Below are 22,034 nucleotides of genomic sequence, written 5' to 3' on the forward strand. Positions count from 1 at the left end.
TCATGACCATTAAACCGACTGGACTATAGCCAACTGCTCTAAAGGCGCTGGATGTCCAAGATAAAAACCCTGCGCGTATTCACAATCGAGCTGTTTTAGTAACGCTAGTTGCGCACGCGTTTCTATACCTTCAGCTACAACATGAATACCCAAACCTTTAGCAATCCCGATAATGCCGGCAGTAATCGCTTTAGCACGGTGGTCTTTTTCCATCGCCTGGATAAAACTACGATCAATCTTAATTTCATCCACGTTGATCCGGTTAAAAATACCCAACGAGGTATAGCCGACACCAAAATCATCGATCGAAAAGGTAACGCCATGGCGTTTAAGTGTATCAACAACCCGCGCGCACTCAATAATGTCATCTAATGCGGCAGTTTCTGTGATCTCCAGGCAAAGATAACGAGCGAACTCAGGGTTAGCCTGCAAATAGGTATCGATACGTGCTATCGCGTCCACACTGTTAAATTCAACCGCGGAGATATTGACCGATACCCGTTTAACCATATTGCCTAGCAGCTGACTTTCGTTTAGTTGTTTGGCGGCTTTTTCTAACACCAGTGCCGTTAAATCCTCGCAAAAATGCTGCTCTTCAGCTAGGGGAATGAACACACTCGGGGGTATATTGCCATATTGACCGTGTGTCCATCTTGCCAACACCTCTAGGCCGGTTAACTCTCCAGAAGACAAGCGATACTGTGGCTGAAAAACAATATCAATCTGCTTATCATCAATGGCTTGGCGAAGATCGTAGACAAGATTTTGCCGCTTTTTAGCCTCTTCTGTCAGATGGATATCGTGATATGCAACGGCATTTTTATGCTTTTTCGCTTCGTTCAATGCGCGTGTCGCCGCTGTCATTAAAGCCGTGGTGTCTTCGCCATCCGAGTCAAACACCGCCACGCCTACCGAACAGGTAATGTCTCTATCGTATCGTTGCAAAAACTGGTTACACTGACGATGTAACTTGTCAATGTATGGCGTCATTTCGCAAACATCGGACAACGTCAACAAACATGCAAATCTATCGGCGTGAACTCTCGAGGTTAGGTTTTCAGGCACGGTGGGCGTATCTATTTTACGCGCCACCCCCATCAGCAGTTGATTGGTGCGATCAAAGCCCAGCTTATTGGTTACCGACGTGTAGTTATCAATGTCGAGTACAAACAACATATAGCACGACTCAGCATTAGCACGCTGCAGTAATGTATCAGCGCGACGAATGAATACGGAGGGACTATGAAGCCCGGTAACCGTATCGATGTCACTCGCTCGCTCTAAATCACGATTATTTTTCTGTGCTAACCCCCAAAGTAACACTGAGGTAATAACGACGAACAGGTGCCCCTTGAACGACTGTGCCCAAGTATACATTTCAAGATTATCGGACAGCACGTTAACCAATTTATCGGAAAACAGTATCCACAACGAAGCAAAAAAGAAGTAAGTTAATGCTAATTTTAGTGCGTAGTACGCTGTTTTCTTCATTAAAAGCCTTTTTTATCTCTTAACACTGCTCAGTTGCTCCTCTTTGACACCTACGGCTGTGATATTCGTCGAGTATAGCAGCTCTATCGCTTCACAGCTTCAAGCTATTGAATCAAATAAGTATAATTTGCCCAGTGTTGCTCAGATAACCAAAATGCAGAGAGCGTAACCTACCGACTCTATGATTGCACCTTCGGTTTTTACTGACTAAGACGGTGCGTATTGCTCAGTCTAGTTTAAATTAGATTGGAGCAACGATTAACACAGGTCAACACGTCCAACAAGCAAATAAAACACCCAACCCTAAATTAGTATTGACTTATAAATGTGTTCAAGTATGCTGCCCTTCTCCTTTAGCCATAACGTTTTTTGACTCACTGAGAGGAAAATCATGACGTTTCAAATCCCATGGGATGCCTTGTTTGGTGGCATGCTGGTTGGCACTGCCTGTCTCGCACTTTTAGCACTCAATGGCCGTATTGCCGGGATCAGCGGTATTGTGTCAGGCGCGTTATCATCACACGGCCGTGAAGCTCAATGGCGAGGTCTGTTTTTGCTGGGTATGGTCAGTGCGGGGGTCTTCATGCCATTTATCGGTTTCGAATTACCCAACTACACAAGCCTTGCGCCTGCACTCACACCTATGGTTGCCGTACTCGCGGGGTTGCTGGTCGGGATAGGCACTAAATTAGGTAACGGCTGTACCAGTGGTCATGGCATTTGTGGCATGGGTCGCTTATCGAAACGGTCAATCGTGGCAACGCTCACTTTTATGGGTGCTGCCTTTGTCACTGTTTTTGTTCGTTTACACTTTTAAGGACGTTTATCGCTTATGTTTCGCCTTGTTGCTCTACTCTCAGGCTTTATCTTCGGTGTGGGTATGATGGTGTCAGGCATGGTCAATCCCGCGAAGGTGATTGGCTTTCTGGATGTATTCGGCCAGTGGGATCCCAGCCTTGCGTTTGTGATGGGCGGTGCGCTGTTGGTCTTTGTTCCCGGCTACTTTTTGGGCGTACGTCGGCAGAAAAACCCCGTACTGGCCGATCAATTTTGTCTACCCAAGACGCAAACGCTTGATAAAAAACTCATCGGCGGCGCATTACTCTTTGGCACCGGCTGGGGACTCGCCGGACTTTGCCCAGGACCGGCGATCACGGCTATTGGCTCCGGCGCACTACCGATCGGTCTATTTGTGATTAGCATGCTAGTCGGGATGCGCGTCATAACCTATCTTCAGCAAACACGAATACCGTCACCAGTAAAAACTTAAATAGACTCATGCGAGATGGTGCGCCCTGATATCCGCTTTAGACAGGGCGCCAAAGTTTAGCGCTAAGTAGCGAGACGTTGAACTGTATCAGAGACCTCTTCAGCTCCGGCATAAATATCACGCATGACGGTTTCCGCTGAGGCAATTTTTTCTCGGCTCTGCTCCGATTCTACTGCCACTTCTTCCATCGACTCACTCACACCATGGGTCAATTTTCTATTTTCATCGACAACATTGGCGATTTGTGTTGTCGATTCACTGGTGCGTTTGGCTAAACTTCTCACTTCATCAGCTACCACAGCAAATCCTCTGCCCATCTCGCCGGCACGAGCTGCTTCAATAGCAGCATTTAAAGCAAGTAAATTGGTTTGTTCAGCGATTTGATTAATCGTGGTCACAATCTCTTCAATGCTCTGTGCGTGCTCAGTCAGTTGGTGGAGTTGCTCAGCCGTTGATTGCATTTTCTCAGTGACATGGCTAGTGATATCGACCGCTTCTTTGAGCAAAGCACTACCATCCTCAACATGTTGAAGTGTCGCGGCTGACGAATGGTGGGCGAGTTCAGCGGCTTGAGAGACTGCATGGCTTTTCTGCACACTTGCAGTGATGTTGGAAGCAAATTTCACGACCTTTTCAACACGCCCACTATCACCGAATATGGGGTTATAAGTGGCTTCTAACCAGATTTCATTGCCCAATTTGTCACGCCGTTGATATTGTCCACCCTTAAATTGTCCATCTTCCAGCTCTGCCCAAAAGTTCGGATTTTGCTCATAAAAGTCAGCGTCGCAGAATATACGATGATGCTGCCCTACAATGTCATCTAACTCATATCCCACTGTGGCTAAAAAATTGTCGTTAGCATGGATAATGTTGCCTTGGGGGGTAAAAATGATGGCCGCCATGGAACGGTCGAGCGCCATAAACAACGCCTCTTTTTTGGCTTTTTCTTGGTGGACTCGCGTCACATCGGACGCGATTTTGCGAACTTTAACCACTCGTCCGGTTTTATCTTTAACTGGAAAATAAGACGCATCCATCCAAATTTCGTTACCATTTTTGTGCCGGCGTCGAAAAACGCCCTTCTGTCTTTCGCCCTGACCGAGACGCATCCAAAAATCGCGGTATTCTTGGGACTCTGTCGTTTCAGGAAAACATACTGCCGAGTGGTGCTGTCCAACCACTTCATTACTCTCGTAACCAATAATATTAAGTAATAGTTGATTGCAACTGAGCACAATTCCATCAGGAGAGAAGGTGATGGTGGCAACACCTTCTATGATGGCATCAAGCTCGATTTCTAGTTGTTCTCTGTTTGTCTCGCTTTCGGTAAGTAGGCGTCTAGTTTGATTAAACATCATGGTGGCTCCCCCGTTAACTCTAGGACCATATCGTTACTTTTCATGCTTCTTTACTTCAGTGGCTAGCCAATCCACAAGAACATTTTAAAGTATGTGAACTACGTTATTAGTCGCGTAATATCAGTAAAGCGTAGAGCATCTTTATTTATCCGATAATCAGGCGTATTAACTAATAAGCATTAGAAGAATGAAAAATGTAACAAAAAATATATTACCATTAATAACAAAGAGTTAATTACCATCTGGCTTGTATTAAAAGACTTCATAATCGCCTAGAAAACCATCTACTTTTCCGTTTATTGCATTGTCCCTCATACTAAGTAATTTTTTCTCATCATTACGACCTAGATCTTTTAGCTAGAACGGTTAAGAAAACAGTCCCGACGATAAATAGCGATCGCCGCGATCGCAAATAATGGCCACCACCACAGAGCCGGGTTCAGCTTTGGCAACTTGCAGTGCCGCATATACGGCCCCGCCAGAGCTCACACCCGCACAAATCCCCTCTTCTCGCGCTAATGCTCGCGCCGTTTCTTTGGCGTCTTGCTCAGAAATATCCATCACCACATCGATATGCTCATCGGTATAAATACCCGGTAAATACTCAGCCGGCCAGCGCCGGATCCCAGGGATGGCACTGCCCTCTGTCGGCTGTAAGCCAATGGTTTTTATCGCGGGGTTTTGCGTTTTTAGGTACTTTGATGTGCCCACAATGGTGCCTGTGGTGCCCATGCTGGCAATAAAGTGGGTGATTTTTTGTTGGCTTTGCTGCCAAATTTCAGGCCCTGTACCGGTCACATGAGCCTGAAAGTTATCCGGATTATTGAACTGATCCAACACTTTGCCCTTGCCCTGTGCTTGCATGGATAACGCCAAATCACGCGCACCTTCCATACCCGACACTTTAGAGACGAGAATCAACTCACTGCCATAGGCACGCATCGCATCTTTGCGCTCCTGGGTAGCATTTTCAGGCATGATTAAAATCAGGCGATAGCCTTTAATCGCCGCCGCCATTGCCAGCGCTATCCCGGTGTTGCCACTGGTCGCTTCAATCAAGGTATCGCCCGGTTGGATATCTCCCCGCGCTTCAGCCTGCACAATCATGTTCAGCGCGGGCCTATCTTTGACTGAACCGGCCGGGTTATTGCCTTCAAGTTTAACCAAAACAGTACTCCCCGTATCAGCGCCTAGACGCTGCAAGCGTATCAAGGGTGTTTGTCCTACGTAGTCTTCAAGCGTTGGGAAATCAGTCACGTCTCTTACCTCTGCCTATCTTTTTCACTGGCGTCATGCCGTGGGGCACTGTCTATAAACGCCATGTTACAAGGGTTTATCACTGGCACGCAGATAAATTGTCACTAACATATACAAAATGGTTATAGTAAAACTGTTTTTTATTCCTAATGATTGCTTTTATTCTGTGACTTATAGCTACTTCTTTTGTTGAACAAGCATCAACCGGTCATTAAGGAACATTACAATGAAGGTATTCAAAACGCTGGCTCTCTCGGCCCTACTTGCCACCAGCAGCGCACAAGTATTCGCCGCTGAACAAACACTGTTGAACTCTTCTTATGATATCGCAAGGGAGCTTTTTGCCGACTACAACCCACTATTCGCAGAGCACTGGCAAGAAAAAACCGGCGACTCCGTAACGATTAAGCAATCCCATGGCGGTTCATCGGCGCAAGCGCGCGCAATTATGCAAGGGCTGCAAGCGGATGTCGTCACCTTTAACCAAGTCACTGATGTGCAGGTACTGCACGATCGTGGCAAACTGATCGATGCCAATTGGAAAGACAACTTCCCCAATAACAGCTCGCCCTATTATTCCACCACCGCCTTTTTGGTGCGTAAGGGCAATCCCAAAAATATTGAAAACTGGGACGACCTTGCCAAAGACGATGTCGCATCGGTCTTTCCTAACCCAAAAACCTCAGGCAATGCGCGCTATACCTATTTAGCCGCGCTCGGTTATGCGCAAAAAACGTTTGGCAAAGACAACACCGAACAGCAAGATGCGTTTTTGAAGCAGTTACTCGCCAATGTGGCCGTATTTGATACCGGCGGCCGTGGCGCAACCACCTCATTTGTTGAACGTGGCATTGGCGATGTCTTAGTCACTTTCGAATCAGAGGTAAATAACATCCGCCAACAATATGGCAGTGATGATTACGATATCGTTGTGCCTAAAACCTCGATCCTGGCTGAATTCCCTGTTGCCGTGGTAAAGCGAAATGCTAAACGCAATGGCACTACTGAACTGGCGACAGAGTATTTGTCTTATCTTTACAGTGAAAAAGCGCAGCGCTTACTGGCTAACTTTAATTACCGCGTTCATCACCAAGCCGTCGCAGACGAGTATGCCGATCGCTTCCCTCAGGTTGAATTACTGACGGTAGAAGAGATTTCAGGTAGCTGGGACAAGGCGATGAAAACCCACTTTGCTAGTGGCGGAAAGCTAGACCAGCTCCAGCGCCGTTAATTTCTATTACGACTTAAATCGAGACGTTATGCCATCGTTATCGCATCAACGCCAATCTATGCCACGGGGAGTGCGTCATCAGCGCGTACTCCCAGGGTTTGGTATCAGTCTGGGCGTATCGCTATTGTTTATTAGCCTGATTTTACTACTGCCAGCCAGTGGTTTAATCATGCAAACCAGTCAAATGACTTGGCAAGAATATTGGTTTGCCATCTCAGACCCACGTATTGTCGCCAGTTATAAAGTCACGGCCGGCGCGGCGCTTATCGCTTCCTTATTTAATGGTGCGATTGGACTGCTCTTTGCTTGGGTGTTGGTGCGTTACGATTTTACGGGTAAACGCTTTATTGACGCGTTGGTGGATTTGCCTTTCGCACTGCCCACCGCAGTCGCCGGTGTCACCCTCGCTACCTTGTATGCCGATAATGGCTGGATAGGTAGCGTGCTCGCGAACCTCGGTATACAAGTGGCTTATACGCCGATAGGCATTATGATTGCGATGATGTTTACCAGCTTGCCGTTTGTCGTGCGCACCGTACAGCCCGTACTGGAAGAAATTTCTCAAGAGGAAGAAGAAGCTGGCACCTTATTAGGCGCAAGCGATTTTGCCGTGTTTTGGCGCGTTATCCTACCGACTATCAAACCCGCTTTATTAGTAGGTATCGCCTTATCTTTTACGCGCAGTCTTGGCGAATTTGGGGCCGTGATTTTTATTGCGGGCAATACACCTTACGTCAGCGAGATCACCTCATTGATGATTTTTGTCCGTTTGCAAGAGTTTAATTTCCCAGCGGCAAGCGCCATTGCTTCAGTGATCTTGATGGCATCATTGTCGTTACTGTTTGCGATCAACCTATGGCAAGGTCGCTACTTAAAACGCATTCACGGTCGCTAAGGATAGCTTTATGACTCCCCACACTGCCCGAATCGGTGATTCTGTTTGGATCAAACGTAGTTTGATTGGCTTAATGCTGATACTGGTTGCGCTCGTGTTGGTGCTTCCCTTATTGAGCATTTTTTCTATTGCATTTTCTGACGGTATTGGTACCTATTTTGAGCACCTTCTTGCCCCCGATACACGCCATGCGATTGGGTTAACGCTATTGGTTGCCGTTATCACGGTGCCGGTTAACTTAGTGTTTGGTGTCATGCTCGCATGGGCGGTAACTCGGTTTCAGTTCCCAGGCCGAAAACTGGTCACCACCTTGATTGATATTCCCTTCGCGGTATCACCTGTGGTCGCTGGTCTACTCTATTTGCTGCTGTACGGTAGTAACGGCTGGCTAGGCGCGTGGTGGTTTGAGCATGATTTACAAGTGATGTTTGCTCTGCCTGGCATTGTATTAGTCACCGTTTTTGTCACCTGCCCCTTTGTTGCTCGCGAGCTTATTCCGCTGATGCAACAGCAAGGACACGCCGAAGAAGAAGCGGCGGTGATTTTAGGGGCGTCTTGGTGGCAACTGTTTCGACGCGTCACCTTACCGAACATCAAGTGGGCCCTGATATACGGGGTGATCTTGACCAATGCCCGTGCCATCGGTGAGTTTGGCGCGGTGGCAGTGGTGTCAGGTAGCATTCGTGGCCAAACCAATACCTTGCCTTTGCAAGTGCAGCTTCTGTATGAAGACTATCAAACCCAAGCCGCATTCGCTTGTGCCTCTTTGCTTGCCTTTATGGCATTGGCAACGTTGGCGCTCAAAGCCTTAGTGGAATGGCGTCAGCAACGCGCACAGACAAACGTAACGCCGCTTGATGAGCACAGCGCGTCAACGCCAGCCCAATTTATCCCACAAACGACCCAGAGTGAGCAGTAACATAATGCAAATTCAATTAGACAATATCACCAAACACTTTGGCCAGTTTCAGGCACTTTCGCCGCTATCTCTCACCATAGAAAAGGGTGAAATGATGGGGTTACTTGGACCATCAGGTTCGGGAAAAACCACGTTACTGCGGATTATTGCGGGGTTAGAAAACAGCAATAGTGGCCAAATCCATTTTGGCGAACGCGATGTCACCCAGGTGCATGTTCGCGATCGACGCGTTGGCTTTGTCTTTCAAAACTACGCTTTGTTTAAACACATGACAGTCGCTGAAAACATTGCGTTCGGCTTACAAGTCATGCCGCGGCGCGAGCGCCCTTCAGCGGCCGCCATCACTCAACGAGTTAACGAGCTGCTCGAGGTGGTCCAGCTTGGTCATCTTCGCCAGCGTTATCCCGAACAATTATCGGGCGGACAAAAACAACGTATCGCTCTGGCACGTGCACTCGCGACGCAACCAGAAATTTTACTTTTGGATGAACCGTTTGGGGCATTAGATGCGCAAGTACGTAAAGAACTACGACAATGGTTACGACGCCTACATGATGAAATGGCATTCACTAGCGTGTTCGTCACTCACGATCAAGATGAAGCGCTGGAGCTATCCGATCGGGTGGTGGTGATGAGTAACGGGCAAATTGAACAAGTCGATAGCCCGGTTGATCTGTATGCTTCGCCGAAGAGTCGATTTGTGTTTGATTTTTTGGGGAACGTGAATGTCTTTTCCGGCCAATTTCAGCAAGGGGTATGGAAAAATGGTAACGCCTTTATCGAACCCGCCCTCAATGCGCAGACCAAACAATCCGGCGATTTGTATGTACGCAGCCATGAACTGACCATCACCGATAAACCGAACAGCCAGGTATCGCTGCCCATGCGCGTGGTATCAGTCAACCCTGTCGGCGCCGAGGTACGCGTATCACTGGCACCACAAGGTTGGGAAAGTGATCAATTGTGGGAGGCCACCCTAACTCATCATGCTTGGCAAGCCGCATCGTATCAAAAGGGCGATACCGTTTATGCCATGCCACATATTGGTTATTTCTTTAACCATGACGATACAGCCCCCCACCGCTTACAATGGCCATTCTTGGCGGCAGATAGCTTGGTCTATGATATTTAAATAACATTTTATGTGGCGTTGACCCTATCCTTATCAACGAAAAAAGACAGCAGGTGTCATCACCCAAACACCTGCTAGTTATCGCTTAGCATATAACTGGGTGAGTTCTACCCCGCCGCACCATCCGCGCGTGCTTGACTCAGCATGGGGCCAAATCGTACCGCAAACCAGCCATAGCTTATCGTCCAAAGCAGTGCTGATGCAGCGACCAGCTCTAGGGTATAAACTGGCCAAAACCACATGCCAAACACACGCACTAATGCTGAAATCAACAGAGCATAAAACAACCAAGAAACAGCGGGGCCCTGATAAACATTACGCCCAGTATGCCCAAGCGTGACTCGTGCAATCATGGCCAGGATCACCCCACCTAAAGTGCCTATCGCAAAAAGATGCCAAATGAGGTTTGATGCCCAAGGGTTCATCACCAACGCTTTTAATATCAATCCAAGTGGTAAAAAGACATAAAATAGATGAAGCGAAAACAGCATCGGCACCTTGTATGCTTTCCAGCCTTGCCAGCGATAGAGCCGAACACATTGAGCAATACCCGCTGTGAGCAGCAACCCACGCGCGACTATGTTATCAGTGCCGGACACCAAAGTGACGCCAATCAATAGCACAAACAGAGCGATAATCGCTCGCTCTAGCCACACAGGTGTGCTGGACACCTGTATACCCAACTTCTTCTCCGTAAAAAACGGGATCACACGGCCACCCATTACGCTAATAAGCAGCATGAACCACAACAAGGTACTGTGCCAAACTTGATTAATAGGTAGTGAGACTTCCCCTAGCTGTACGCCGTAAGACAATGCGTTAAGTAAGGCCGCCACCGCTAAAATAGGAATAAATAGGTAATTGCGCTGACGTTTAGTCACTACCACGCGATAACCCAACGACCATGCCACGCAGGCCATAAACAGGGTATCAAGTACAAGGCTCGCCCAAATCGGGACATCCACCCAGAAGCTCAACCGCGCCAACAGCCATAATGAAAAAATGGCGAAAAGCTTCAGTCCTCGGGTTCCGGGCACACCCGTCCAGTTTTGCACCGCCGTCATTAAGAACCCACCGACAATTGCCATCGAAAAGCCAAACAGCATCTCATGAGCGTGCCACCACAGGGAGGGTACGCTCAGCGAAAAAAGGTTAGGATCAGTATAAAGCCCTGCCCAAACGGTAATGACAATGCACGAATAGAGCGCTCCAAAGAGAAAAAACGGCCGAAAACCAAGTCGAAATAGGGGTGGGATCCGATCCTCTTTTTGTTTATCCGTAACGTTTAACAACATAACCAAGCACTCCGTGAGTCAATCAGTTTCTCACCCTAGCACAAAAGAATGCTTCTCAATTGATGTCAAACAAGTCTAAAACAATTTAATGTGCTACAAAAAGTAGGGTTATTTTGATGGTTTATCGACCAAGCTACACATAAGTAAACCAAAGGGCTGGACGTCACCGGTGATAACCACAACAATTTGCTCATCACCTACCCGCGCAATATTTAAGCGGTACAGATACAGCTTAAGGAGGCCCATGACCAACCCATCTAGCACAAAGTTTGCGGTTCTCGGTGCCGCGCTTATCGCCATAAGCTATGGCCTAGCTCGTTTTGCGTTTGGCCTCTTCGTGCCACCCATTCGCGATGACTTAGGGCTTCGCCCAGCGCAGATAGGTATGATTAGTGCCTTACCGCTTATCAGCTTTATTTTTGCCACTGTCATTGCCTCTCTCATCGCCGATAGGATGGGTGCAAGAATTACGGCGATTATCTCCGGCCTTTTTGGCACCGTCGGGTTAGGAGTAATTAGTCAAGCGTCGGGCGCGTTTTCACTCGGTATTGGGGTCGTTTTTTGCGGTATTTGTACGGGCTTAATGATGCCAGCCCTCACCGCAGCCATGCAGGCAATGGTAAACCGTGCTCTTCATGGTCGCGTAAGCTCAGTCATGAATGCGGGTACCAGTATTGGTGTCGTCGTTGCTGTACCTGTGGTTTTGATGCTTGAGTCGGCCTGGCGTATGGCCTATTTATCTTTTGCAGTCATTGCGGGGATCGGCGTTTTAGCGGCGTGGCGAATGCTCCCTTCTGTCTCACCTGTGACGCCAACCGATGCTGCCCCTGCGCCCCCGATCAGCCGATTGCAATGGGCCCGACTTCTTCGCTTATCACTCTTTGCATTTGCAATGGGATTTGTCTCTGCTGCGTATTGGATTTTCGCACCGGATTTGGTCATCACACTGGGAGAGCTTCCTGCCGATGCAACCGGGTGGTTATGGTTTGCCGCAGGTCTTGCCGGTCTCGGCGGCGCGATAGCCGCTGATCTAGCCGATCGCAACAATCCACCCATTACCCACTCGTTAATGTTAATGATGCTAGCCGCGAGTATGGCACTGATTGCAGCGAGCCCTAATAACCTATTGTTAACCGTATTTTCGGCATTAGTCTTTGGCCTAGCCTACATGAGTTTAACCGGATTGTACTTGATGACAGGGATCCGCCTTCTTCCTGGTCGTCTGTCACTGGGGCCAGTATTGCCGTTTTTAGCCGTATCACTTGGCCAGGCGGTTGGATCACCCGTTTTAGGCTTATTAATAGAGCAAACAGGTTACGCGAATGCTTTTTCATTGTTTGCGTCAATCAGTATTGTGGTTGCCATTATCTCCCCACTCTATCCTCGCCAGCTCGAACAGGAATGGGATGAAGAAGTGATCGAGGACACCGGTCTACAAGCGGCGTATGACCACCAACTGCATGATGATGAGGGCGAGCCCTATCGCGGGATAGAAATAGAAGAAAAGACCAAAACAGCCGAAGCAGAGCGGATAGATGAAAACTAATTACAAAAATGTTATTTAGTACAGATATAAAGTTTAAACTTGATCACAATTCAAACACAAACTATGCTTTGTACATACTGATATGTAATTTAGTTACACATAAGGAGCGTGTTATGTTATCAGCCATTAAGGAACTGTTTACCCCTCACAAAGACTATGCAGGTCGACACATTGATGCTGTTATCGACCGGTTAGCGGCGCAAACAGGGACAGAAGCCCATGCTTGGTCTTATCTCCGAGAGCAAGCTGTGTATGAGAATACATTAAACGGCATGCGTATTTACCCGCATGAGCTGAGAAAGTACGCGGCTTAAAACAGACTGCACTCAGGACACCAGCAGATTTTACGTCGTGTGGATGTGGGGTTCGTGCTAGACTCCACGCCATTCAGTGTCTCCACCCTTTTTATGGGTGGGCGCGCGTTCATTGTTTGTTGAGTTTGCCATGCCATTTAAAAAACTGGGGTTAAGCGCCCCGCTTTGCCAAGCCATTGCCCAACGCGGCTATACCATCCCCACGCCAATTCAAGCCAAAGCCATTCCGATCATCCAACAAGGCCATGATCTGATTGCCGCTGCGCAAACAGGTACCGGGAAAACCTCAAGTTTTATCTGGCCCATTATCGATAAGTTGTGTGCCGGTGAAGCGGGACGCAAAAAGCGCGCTCGCGCATTGGTGATTGCTCCAACAAGAGAGTTGGCCTTGCAAGTCGCCGAAAGCGCCCGCCAAGATACGCAGTTTACCGCGCTTAAAACCTTAGCGATGGTTGGCGGCATGGACGAGCAAGCACAAAAGCAAGCCTTGATCGACGGCGTCGACATTTTGGTCGCCACGCCAGGGCGCCTGCGCGATTTACTCAGCCAACGTGCCGTCTATCTAGATGAAGTAGAAGTGCTGGTGCTGGATGAAGCCGATCGTATGCTCGATATGGGCTTTATTGATGCGATTCAGAATATTCTAGATCGATTGCCGGCAAGCACGCAGTGCTTACTGTTTTCGGCCACGCTGTCTAATAAAGTGCGCGATCTAGCTAAAGCTACCATTGGCGATGAAGGCAAAGAAATTAGCATTGCCGCACGAGATGCCTCGAAAGAGAACATTACTCAGTGGTGTATTCCAGTCGATAAAGATAAGAAATCCGCACTACTTAGCCATTTAATTAAAGAGAATGGCTGGACGCAAGCGTTGATTTTTATCGAAACCAAACACGGCGCCGCCAAACTCGCTACCCAGTTGGAAAAACGGGGCATTGCCGCTGAAGCGTTTCACAGTGGACGCAGCCAAGCCGTGCGGACCCAATTGCTAGAAGACTTTAAAAACGGTGACATCCAATTTTTAATTGCCACCGGTGTCGCCGCTCGTGGTATTGACATTGAGTCGCTTGAGCGCGTGGTCAATTACGATCTACCCTTCCCGGCCGACGAGTACGTACACCGGATTGGCCGTACCGGCCGTGCCAGTGCTCAAGGCGAAGCAATTTCATTGGTATCAAAAGACAACACCAAAAACTTGCGCATGATTGAAGCACGTCTCGGGCACCCACTTGAACGTCGCATCATCGAAGGCTTTGAGCCCAAAAAGCCGGTGCCGCTGACTGCACCCAAATAATTGGTACGCATACAATGATTGCAATAAAAACGGCGAGCCTGGTGCTCGCCGTTTTCGTTTGTTTGCTTTATGTCTGAGTTAGCGTTTGCCAGAGTACCTGCCAAGCGTCTGGGCGCCGATAGTACTGGCTCACTGTGATGGCTTGCCATTGGCCGTTTTGCTCCACCAGCATGGATGGAAAACCGCGCAAGCCATGCGCTGCCATCAATTGACGGGTTTGATTCACCGCGGGCATCACGTCATTTTCGGCGCGATTCATCGCCTGTTGCCAAGCCTCTGCCTCTATCCTCATCTCACTGGCAAGCTCTGCGAGCGTGTCAGCATCATAGACGGAGCGACCTTGCTGATAATGGCCACGCTGGATGCGTTTCAGCATCTCTGCGCCCTGACTATCAAGCTGCTGAGCAGCGAGAATAGCTTGCGCGGTAATAAAGGAGTCCAAAATTACCGGCTGGTCGCTTGCTACGCGGTCAAGATAGGCTTGACCAAATGTCTGTCCGGTTTGATCGGCAATGGTTTGATCTGCCCTCAAAATGTGTTGACGAAAGCTGTCTTCAATCGGCGCACGCTCACGCATACCACCTGGATGAAGCTGCAAGTTAATCTCAGGGTTGTTACTCAGGCTTTCAATCAAGGTGGCGGCGCCGAAGCACCAGCCACACATTGGGTCAAATATATAGTGGACGTTTACCATTCCATCTCTCCCATGTGCACTTTCGCACCAATTTCCAAAGCCATCGGCAAACCCGCTTTCGGATATTTCGCTTGCATGGTTTTAATCAGCTCAGCACTGTCTTTGCTGTTGGCTTTCGCCTCGGCAAAGTCTTGCAAATACTGCTGGGCAAAGGTAATAGTGTCAGCGTTTAGTGCCGTGCCTGCTTTCATATGGCCTGGGATCACCATTTCAGGTTTCAGTGCTGCCATTTCTTGTAGTTGTGCGGCCCAACCTTCACGTGCGTGATCAGATTGTGCGTCTGCCATCCACAGGTGAACATTGCCATACACGGCGACGTTACCCAGGATCGCCTTGTTGGCTGGGATCCAAAGATACGGACGGTGAGCCAACTCGCCTTTCGCGCCGCGAATTTCAATCTTACGGCCGTCCAGTGTCAATGATGAACGGGTATAAGCTGCGGGCACCACGGGATTTTGCGGGGCATTGTCACCCATTTTTGGGGTCCAAAATGCCATTTTTCCGTCTAGTTTTTCTGCAATGGTGGCGCGCACAGCCGGTGTGGTGATCACTCTTGCGTCAGGGAACATGCCGTGCAGCACTTCCGCACCAAAGTAGTAATCAGGGTCGGCTTGGCTGATAAAGATGGTGGTCAGCGCTTTGCCGGAGTCCAGTACTTTGGCGGCAATGCGAAGCGCATCTGCTTTAGTAAAGCCAGTATCAACCACCATGGCTTCGGTTTCGCCGTACACCAAGGTTGAGTTTACGTGGAAGCTATTACCATCCGCGTTATACACGTCTAGGTTCAAGGGTTCAGCATTATTTGCTGCCATTGCGCTACCGGTCAGTAATAAAGAGGCGGCTAGGGTTTTTATCAATTTCATCGTCGTGCTCCGTTGTTTTGCATTCGGTGTTGAGATGCTGCGCAGTTTACGGGCTCGACTTGTTCGAATATATAGCTAATAATTTACATCATTATTTCATAATTCGAGCATATAAACTGATCGTACCGTGTTACGAACGGCTAGCTCTTAAGCATAGATGAGATTGACATGGACACACTGACTGCCGCTCGCGTATTGATTGATGTTGGCCTTACGCAAAGTTTTACCGCCACTGCCGAGCGTCTTGAGATGTCGCGCCCCATGGTGACTCGCCATGTCGAAGCGCTGGAAGACTGGTTAGGCGTGCGCTTATTACAGCGCACTACGCGCAAAGTATCGTTAACCTCCGCCGGCGAACAAAGCTTGCCACAACTGGAACAATGGGTTGAGCAAGCCAATGTCCTGACACAGCAATGGCAGCAAGAGGCGGGCTTAACTGGCAAAGTGCGGGTGGCGACCAGTATGTCGTTTGGTTTTGCGCAATTAATCCCCGCGGTAAAGCCCTTTATGGCCGCTCATCCCGGCGTCGATGTGGATATTGAGGTGCAAGATAAAGCGGTCGATTTGATTGCGGAACGGATTGATATTGCCATCCGCATTGCGTCCAACCCCGACCCTTCCTTAATTGGTCGCCCGATCGCCGCGTGTGATTCCGTCTTGGTGGCGGCACCGGATTATTTAGCCGCCCATACACCAATCCGCTCACCAGACGATCTCACCGCGCATAGCTGTCTCAGTTACAAACAATTTGATCGGCCAATTTGGCATTTAGACAAAGGTGAGGAACACGCCGCTGTTGAGGTACAAGGTAAGCTGTCTGCCAACGAGGCGACCACCTTACTCAGTGCCGCCATTCAGGGGATGGGGGTGAGCATGCAGCCAGTGTATTTGGCTCACAGTGCCATTGCGCGAGGTCAGCTGGAAGTCGTGCTCCCCGATTGGCAACCCAAAGCGATGGATATCTACGCCTTGTACCCGTCACGTCGCAACCAACCACCGGCGGTGCGTGCGTTGCTGGATGCGCTGATTGCCCACTTCGCAGATAGCAAGTGGGCACCGGTTGCTATTTAGCCAGCAGAAAAGTTAAGTGAGAAAAGCTATTTAGTAAGAGAATAAGCGCGCCGGCTTAATCAGACGATTTTGCCTGCGCAGCATGATAACGCTGAGCTTTAACCAGCCATTTATCAAGTTGGTTGGCAAAGGCTTGTTTTTGCTGCGGGCCAAGCGGTGCGGGCCCGCCTGTGTGCACGCCGCTACTGCGCATGGTTTCCATAAAGTCTCGGATATTAAGCCGGGCGCGGATGTTTTCTTTGGTCAGCAATTCACCGCGGGTGTTAATCACCGTCACGCCCTTTTCAATCACTTCATCCGCTAAGGGAATATCTTGGGTGATCACCAAATCCCCGGCGACGGCATCGGCAACAATTTGGTTGTCCGCCACATCAAAGCCCTTTTCTACCTGACGTGCGCTGGCATAGGGCGACGGCGGCAAACGAATAAATTGGTTGGCTACAAAGGTGGCTTGAATGTGCGTTCGGTGTGCCGCACGAACAATCATCTCGCGCATCGCGACCGGACAAGCGTCCGCATCTACCCATATTTGCATGCTGGCTCTCTTAGCTTTTGCGTCAATGCCCGCATTAAACCGCAATTCACCACAAATTGAAACGTTAGCCCGGCGTCGTATTCGTGTTTAGCTCGGGCACGCAGATAGTTGTCGGTCTTGGTTGCCCACTCTCAAACTGAGCCAGCCAAGCCGTTAAGCATGGCATCACGCCATCTGCAAACGCTGCATCGCCTTGCCACCAAATTCGGGCCAGTGTTAACCAGCGGTGACGCTCACTGTGCGCGTTGGCGATATTGTCGGTGCGCAGTAGGCTGTGATCGGCATGTTCAAACACACGCACGTGATAAAAAGGCAGCGGCGCGTTAGCAAGCCGTTGATGATAGGTTGAAGCGGTCTTATCCGAATCGACATAAGCATCCTGCGCACCAAATAACGCTAACATGGGCACGTCGAGATCGATTAAATCATTGGTCACATCCGAGGCCCAATTAAGTTGTACAAATTGCCAAAAGGCCTCGCTCATGGGGGCGTTCTCATCCGGGTTTACGTGGTCTAGGTACTGTTGATACGACGCGTCGGATTGGATCAAAGCATCCACTTTCGCCTCCGCGGCTTGCTCAGTCGCACTCTCTGACTCACTGTATCCAGTGGCTAATCGTCGTTGGCGTCCAGAATACTCGGATTGCGCCATCCAGTTGACTGCCCCGCCGACGCTGATCAAAAAGTCGATATCTTCCACTTGGTGCGCTACCTTAGGGATCACCCAACCGGCTTGGCTAAAGCCCATTAACCCCAGCTTGCCATCCTTTAGCCCCAAAGTTTGGCGCAAATAGCGAATCGCCGCCGCGACTTCATCGGCGCGATCTTGCATCGATTGCGACCGCCAATCTCCGCTGGAATCCCCCACGCCCGGTTTATGCCAAGACATTGCACACCACCCATTCGCCGCTAACACTCGCCAAAGTGGCAGGTAATAACCAAACGCATCGATCGGCACATCACCTGAGCCATGCACAAACACCACACACTGATGCGGTGTTTCAGTACTTTCAGGTAAAATTAACTCACCCGTGAGCTGATTATCGCCTGCGTTAAACTGAATGGCTTGACGATACAGCCCCGCGTTTGGATCATCCATGGCTATCACCACAAAAACGCCTATCAGCATCAATGCTATCAAGCCTCGCTTTAGCCACTTCATCCCCTTTCTCCCTCCACCCAATTGCCGCTAAAAGGTGTATAAATAGCCGGTATTGAACGACCAAAGATCATCTCTATCAACAATCGGGCTGTCTGATACTTCATCGCCATAGTGGCGATAGCTCACCCCCAACAACAGATGATGCGCGCGGCCAAGCGTGTAATAGAGATTGAGGTCGGATTGGAATTTGCAGGTTTGATCAGGTTGGTAAGTAGGTCGGCCAGCTTTGGTATCTTGCGCTGACACGCCGACATAATAACGACTCACCGCGCGACCCACACAAGTCAGTGACACTTGAGGGTCAAGCACCCACTGGCCTTGCTCCATCGGCGCGCCATAGCGGGCCACTACCGCGCCGCTATTATGGTTGTTCGAGATATCATGATGATAGCCCAGCTCAAAGTAGCCCACCGATGTTATCCAGCCTGTGGTTAAATTAGCGGTATACACCTTATCAAGGCTTTTCATATCCTTGAGGGTTTTACTGTCACCGCGGGTATGGTCGCCAAACACATCGTCGCCCACACCCGCCGACACATACCAGCTGTCGCCCTCGGCGAGATACACACCTAGGGTATCGTTACGATAAAAAATCCCCTCCCATTGCGCCTCAACCACCAACTCAATGTCTTGGTCATCTTCACCATCTTTATAAATCGACGGCTCGGTATAGCCGACCAGACCGACGGTCAGATAATTATCCCCAGACATACTGTCGGTTTGCGCGTGTCCTACCCAAGGCATCAAGGTTAAAAGTAAACAGATAAGCGTGACAAATGGGTTCACCGGCTGTTCTCCATAATGGCGAAATAGTAACTGAGAGTTCGCCCTTATCTTGAAACAACCAGTATTAAGAAAACCTTAAGCTCGCTCCCTCAAATTGTGCGCCGCTTCCCAATTGATCAGCGCCCTCGCCACCTGAGCGTCGCACTGAAATTCAAAATGCCAGTTAAGCTGTCCGGCAATGCGTTCAACAAGCTGTAGACCTAGGCCAAATCCGATCTGATTCTCGTCCACGCCTGAATCAATAGGGTTGGCAATCGAAAACTGCCCATTGGTGACCTTAATCTCAATCTCGCCGGGCGCACTGTAGGTGAGCGCATTGCGAATCAGGTTGGTACTCGCAATACGAAACAATTCCCTCTCGATACAAATAGGATCACTGTGATTATCGATATGGACAGTCACTGGCTTATGCGCTGCAAGATATGCCAGCTCATCCACGAGGGTTGCGCAAAGCGATCCTAGGTCGACCTTTGATTGACGAACCTTATCCGGATGTTGCCGTGCTAGCCAAAGCAGTGATTCAGACAGCGCCATCATATTAACGTTGGCACGCGAGGCACGCTGCAATGCCGGATAACTGGCATCCTTGTTATCGATACGCAGCGACAAAGTATCCAAGGATGCCTGCATGATCGCCAAGGGCGTGCGCAGTTCATGGCTGGCATGCTTTAAAAACTGCTGCTCCCGTTGGTTATACTCACGCACCTGTTGCAACGAGGCCATCAAGTGGTCGGCGATTTGGTTAACTTCACGTACCGAAAAGCGCACATCGATATCTTGATCCGGGTGTGTTTTTACCCGCGCTGACCATGCCACCAACTCTTTCAGTGGCTTTAATGCGTTGTTGAACAACAGCCCAATCACGGTGACAAGCACCAGCATAAAAGCGGCAATTAACACGCTGGCATCGGCCAAAGAGCGCTCGACAATCATGGCGGCTAATGCTTCGATTTTTTCTGCCGCTTCAAATTCGACTAGGTATAATCCTTGCGATAGATGCTGGTCGGAGTACAACAAATAACCATACTCATGCGCTCCACTAGAATTAATGCGCTGAATTTCAATCGGATCATCGGGTTGTATCGGCTCTGAGGAAAACAAATCACGCACCGATTTTGGGATAGACTGCCAATCTCGATACGCACTGACAGTGTCGCTTTGGGGTAATAGATAGTTAGGATCGGCGGTCAGCTTTTGCTCTAGTTTGATAGCATCGAGCCGCATGTAGTTTTTGCCTGCCTGACTGATTTGATAAAAACTAAACACGGTGACAAGCGCCAATAACCCGATAAAGATCGCCACCGCCATCAACACAAGCTGGCGGCGCGATTGTGCCGCGAGGCTTCGAACAGGACGTTGGCTCATACAGGCGGAGCCTCGGAAAGGGACAAACCAATGCCGACATGGGTGTGGATCAGCGTTTTTGTAAAGGGCTTATCAACTACTTTGCGCAATGGTGAAGATGCACGTTAATGGTCCCTTGCCGGACATCCTCGCTGGCCCAAATCGCCTCTTCAATATCGCTTCTGGACACCACAGTGGGTGAGCGGCGCGCGAGTAGCAACAGAATGTTCCAACCGATAGGGGTCAGTTTAAGCGGCGTGTCACCGCGCGACGCGATATGCTCTTTGGGATAAATCGTCAGATCGGCAATGGTAATACATTCTCGCACCGGGTGATGACGCCGATGCAAGGCTTGTAAACGTGCGAGCAACAAGGGCATGGTGCAAGGTTTGACCACATAGTCATCCACACCAGCACGAAAACCCTCAAGCTGGTCAGTGTCCGCGCCGCACGCGGTCAGCATTAACACCGGGGTATCAACGCCCTGCTCACGCAGCTCACGACAAACCGCCATACCCTGTGTTTTAGGCAGCATGTTATCGAGAATCACACAATCAAACGTCTGCTGGCTGGCAAGCTGAATACCCGTTTCGCCGTTATAGGCAAAATCACAGTCGATATGATGCAGCTCTAAATATTCTGAAATCGCGAGGCTAAGATCGTGGTCATCTTCAACGATGAGTATTTTCATGCGGCGTGCTCTTCTCTCCGTGTCGTTTTTAATCTACACGAATTCATTGGATAAAAAACACCCCTCTTAATGTCTCCCGATACAAAAAAAGCGCCCGCAGGCGCTTTCATCGAAAGACTATCATATGACTTACTTTAACAACGCCAATACCGCATTGACGCACGCTTCAGACGATACTGGGTTTTGCCCAGTGACTAGGTTGCCATCGGTGACCACAAATGAGGTAAAATCATCCGCTTTTTCGTACATACCACCGTTTTCTTTGAGCATATCTTCCACTAAGAAAGGAACGACCTCGGTTAAGCCAACCGCGGCCTCTTCACCGTTGGTAAAGCCGGTGACTCGCTTGCCCTTTACTAACGGCTCGTCGCGATCTGAACGAGTATGGCGGAACACAGCCGGGCCATGACACACCGCACCGACAGGTTTGCCCTGGTAATAGAAGGTTTCGATCAATTGACGCGAGGTTGGATCTTCCGCCAAGTCCCACAATGGACCATGGCCGCCGGGATAGAAAATGGCGTCATATTCGTAAGCATTAATATCACTTAGCTTGACGGTATTATTAACCATGTCTTGTAGCTCAGCGTCCCCGTCAAAACGACGTGTTGAATCAGCCTGCGCATCTTCCGCCTCGCTATTCGGATCAATCGGTGCCTTGCCGCCTTTGGGACTGGCGACAACAATGCTTGCGCCGGCATCTTTAAACGCGTAATAAGGGGTCGTGAACTCTTCAAGCCAAAAGCCTGTCTGGTGACCCGTATCGCCCATGGCATCGTGGGATGTTAGCACCATCAAAATTTTATGTTGTTGCATCATCGCTCCTTCTTGTCACGCGTTTGGATGATATTTCATTCATTTACTCTGTATTGTCATTAGCTAG

22 protein-coding genes are annotated in these 22,034 nt (G+C 49.3%); 10 read left to right on the forward strand and 12 right to left on the reverse strand.

From position 1 onward, the window contains the following. Positions 1-9 precede the first annotated feature (9 nt). Positions 10-1,491 (reverse strand): bifunctional diguanylate cyclase/phosphodiesterase, encoded by a 1,482-nt coding sequence (locus HLG76_RS06090; protein ID WP_175993278.1) that lies wholly within the window; start codon positions 1,489-1,491, stop codon positions 10-12. Positions 1,492-1,882: 391 nt separating this feature from the next. Here HLG76_RS06090 and HLG76_RS06095 point away from each other — a divergent pair, with 391 nt between their 5' ends. After that, the gene (locus tag HLG76_RS06095; protein WP_077661452.1) at positions 1,883-2,308 is read left to right on the forward strand and encodes a YeeE/YedE family protein; all 426 of its coding nucleotides are present in this window, start codon (positions 1,883-1,885) and stop codon (positions 2,306-2,308) included. Positions 2,309-2,323: 15 nt separating this feature from the next. Next, positions 2,324-2,761 carry a YeeE/YedE family protein gene (locus tag HLG76_RS06100; protein ID WP_077661453.1) on the forward strand — a complete coding sequence of 146 codons (438 nt, stop codon included), beginning with the start codon at positions 2,324-2,326 and terminating at the stop codon, positions 2,759-2,761. A gap of 62 nt (positions 2,762-2,823) precedes the next feature. On the opposite strand, the gene HLG76_RS15110 is transcribed toward HLG76_RS06100, so the two are convergent. Together HLG76_RS15110 and cysM are read right to left on the reverse strand one after the other, a co-directional pair. Then, positions 2,824-4,122, reverse strand: coding sequence for a PAS domain-containing methyl-accepting chemotaxis protein (locus HLG76_RS15110; RefSeq protein WP_277918949.1), 1,299 nt, complete (start codon positions 4,120-4,122; stop codon positions 2,824-2,826). 366 nt (positions 4,123-4,488) lie between these two features. Beyond that, the gene (gene cysM, locus HLG76_RS06110) at positions 4,489-5,379 is read right to left on the reverse strand and encodes a cysteine synthase CysM (protein WP_077661454.1); all 891 of its coding nucleotides are present in this window, start codon (positions 5,377-5,379) and stop codon (positions 4,489-4,491) included. Positions 5,380-5,605: 226 nt separating this feature from the next. On the opposite strand from cysM, the gene cysP reads away from it, so the two are divergent. The 4 genes from cysP to HLG76_RS06130 are packed head-to-tail and all read left to right on the forward strand — an operon-like array spanning position 5,606 to position 9,556. Then, complete coding sequence (gene cysP / locus HLG76_RS06115; RefSeq protein ID WP_175993279.1) at positions 5,606-6,610, forward strand: thiosulfate ABC transporter substrate-binding protein CysP; 1,005 nt, start codon at positions 5,606-5,608, stop codon at positions 6,608-6,610. Positions 6,611-6,668: 58 nt separating this feature from the next. Further along, entirely contained in the window at positions 6,669-7,505 is an 837-nt protein-coding gene (gene cysT, locus HLG76_RS06120) for a sulfate ABC transporter permease subunit CysT (protein WP_108742907.1), read from the forward strand. Between the two features lie 10 nt (positions 7,506-7,515). Next, a complete protein-coding gene (gene cysW, locus HLG76_RS06125; protein WP_175993280.1) occupies positions 7,516-8,424 on the forward strand; it encodes a sulfate ABC transporter permease subunit CysW in 909 nt (302 codons plus the stop codon). A 4-nt stretch (positions 8,425-8,428) separates the two neighbouring features. After that, positions 8,429-9,556, forward strand: a complete 1,128-nt coding sequence (locus tag HLG76_RS06130; protein WP_077669829.1) for a sulfate/molybdate ABC transporter ATP-binding protein — start codon at positions 8,429-8,431, stop codon at positions 9,554-9,556. Positions 9,557-9,663: 107 nt separating this feature from the next. Here HLG76_RS06130 and HLG76_RS06135 read toward each other — a convergent pair whose 3' ends face one another. After that, complete coding sequence (locus tag HLG76_RS06135) at positions 9,664-10,851, reverse strand: NnrS family protein (RefSeq protein ID WP_175993281.1); 1,188 nt, start codon at positions 10,849-10,851, stop codon at positions 9,664-9,666. Between the two features lie 244 nt (positions 10,852-11,095). On the opposite strand from HLG76_RS06135, the gene HLG76_RS06140 reads away from it, so the two are divergent. The 3 genes from HLG76_RS06140 to HLG76_RS06150 all read left to right on the forward strand — a co-directional run bounded on the left by HLG76_RS06140 (position 11,096) and on the right by HLG76_RS06150 (position 14,005). Next, positions 11,096-12,397, forward strand: a complete 1,302-nt coding sequence (locus tag HLG76_RS06140; protein ID WP_175993282.1) for a nitrate/nitrite transporter — start codon at positions 11,096-11,098, stop codon at positions 12,395-12,397. A gap of 113 nt (positions 12,398-12,510) precedes the next feature. Then, a complete protein-coding gene (locus HLG76_RS06145; RefSeq protein ID WP_021023438.1) occupies positions 12,511-12,711 on the forward strand; it encodes a hypothetical protein in 201 nt (66 codons plus the stop codon). A 130-nt stretch (positions 12,712-12,841) separates the two neighbouring features. Further along, positions 12,842-14,005 (forward strand): DEAD/DEAH box helicase, encoded by a 1,164-nt coding sequence (locus HLG76_RS06150; RefSeq protein WP_175993283.1) that lies wholly within the window; start codon positions 12,842-12,844, stop codon positions 14,003-14,005. A gap of 67 nt (positions 14,006-14,072) precedes the next feature. On the opposite strand, the gene HLG76_RS06155 is transcribed toward HLG76_RS06150, so the two are convergent. Both HLG76_RS06155 and HLG76_RS06160 read right to left on the reverse strand, forming a co-directional pair. After that, positions 14,073-14,699 (reverse strand): DsbA family protein, encoded by a 627-nt coding sequence (locus tag HLG76_RS06155; protein ID WP_175993284.1) that lies wholly within the window; start codon positions 14,697-14,699, stop codon positions 14,073-14,075. Next, complete coding sequence (locus HLG76_RS06160; RefSeq protein WP_077660831.1) at positions 14,693-15,562, reverse strand: MBL fold metallo-hydrolase; 870 nt, start codon at positions 15,560-15,562, stop codon at positions 14,693-14,695. Before HLG76_RS06160 ends, HLG76_RS06155 begins: the two co-directional genes overlap by 7 nt. Positions 15,563-15,730: 168 nt before the next feature. Here HLG76_RS06160 and HLG76_RS06165 point away from each other — a divergent pair, with 168 nt between their 5' ends. Continuing rightward, positions 15,731-16,633, forward strand: coding sequence for a LysR family transcriptional regulator (locus tag HLG76_RS06165; protein ID WP_175993285.1), 903 nt, complete (start codon positions 15,731-15,733; stop codon positions 16,631-16,633). Between the two features lie 55 nt (positions 16,634-16,688). On the opposite strand, the gene HLG76_RS06170 is transcribed toward HLG76_RS06165, so the two are convergent. The 6 genes from HLG76_RS06170 to HLG76_RS06195 all read right to left on the reverse strand — a co-directional run bounded on the left by HLG76_RS06170 (position 16,689) and on the right by HLG76_RS06195 (position 21,967). Beyond that, complete coding sequence (locus HLG76_RS06170; RefSeq protein WP_077460683.1) at positions 16,689-17,168, reverse strand: YaiI/YqxD family protein; 480 nt, start codon at positions 17,166-17,168, stop codon at positions 16,689-16,691. 64 nt (positions 17,169-17,232) lie between these two features. Beyond that, a complete protein-coding gene (locus tag HLG76_RS06175; protein ID WP_175993286.1) occupies positions 17,233-18,330 on the reverse strand; it encodes a S9 family peptidase in 1,098 nt (365 codons plus the stop codon). A 27-nt stretch (positions 18,331-18,357) separates the two neighbouring features. Next, positions 18,358-19,116, reverse strand: a complete 759-nt coding sequence (locus HLG76_RS06180) for a MipA/OmpV family protein (protein WP_175993287.1) — start codon at positions 19,114-19,116, stop codon at positions 18,358-18,360. A 75-nt stretch (positions 19,117-19,191) separates the two neighbouring features. Continuing rightward, positions 19,192-20,481 carry a HAMP domain-containing sensor histidine kinase gene (locus tag HLG76_RS06185; protein ID WP_175993288.1) on the reverse strand — a complete coding sequence of 430 codons (1,290 nt, stop codon included), beginning with the start codon at positions 20,479-20,481 and terminating at the stop codon, positions 19,192-19,194. 76 nt (positions 20,482-20,557) lie between these two features. Further along, positions 20,558-21,151: a response regulator transcription factor gene (locus tag HLG76_RS06190; protein ID WP_175993289.1), complete on the reverse strand. Its 594-nt coding sequence runs from the start codon at positions 21,149-21,151 to the stop codon at positions 20,558-20,560. Positions 21,152-21,280: 129 nt separating this feature from the next. Then, complete coding sequence (locus tag HLG76_RS06195) at positions 21,281-21,967, reverse strand: type 1 glutamine amidotransferase domain-containing protein (RefSeq protein ID WP_077460678.1); 687 nt, start codon at positions 21,965-21,967, stop codon at positions 21,281-21,283. Between the last annotated feature and the right edge of the window lie 67 nt (positions 21,968-22,034).

Origin of the sequence: Salinivibrio sp. EAGSL (assembly GCF_013366455.1) — a bacterium.
Taxonomy (GTDB): domain Bacteria; phylum Pseudomonadota; class Gammaproteobacteria; order Enterobacterales; family Vibrionaceae; genus Salinivibrio; species Salinivibrio costicola.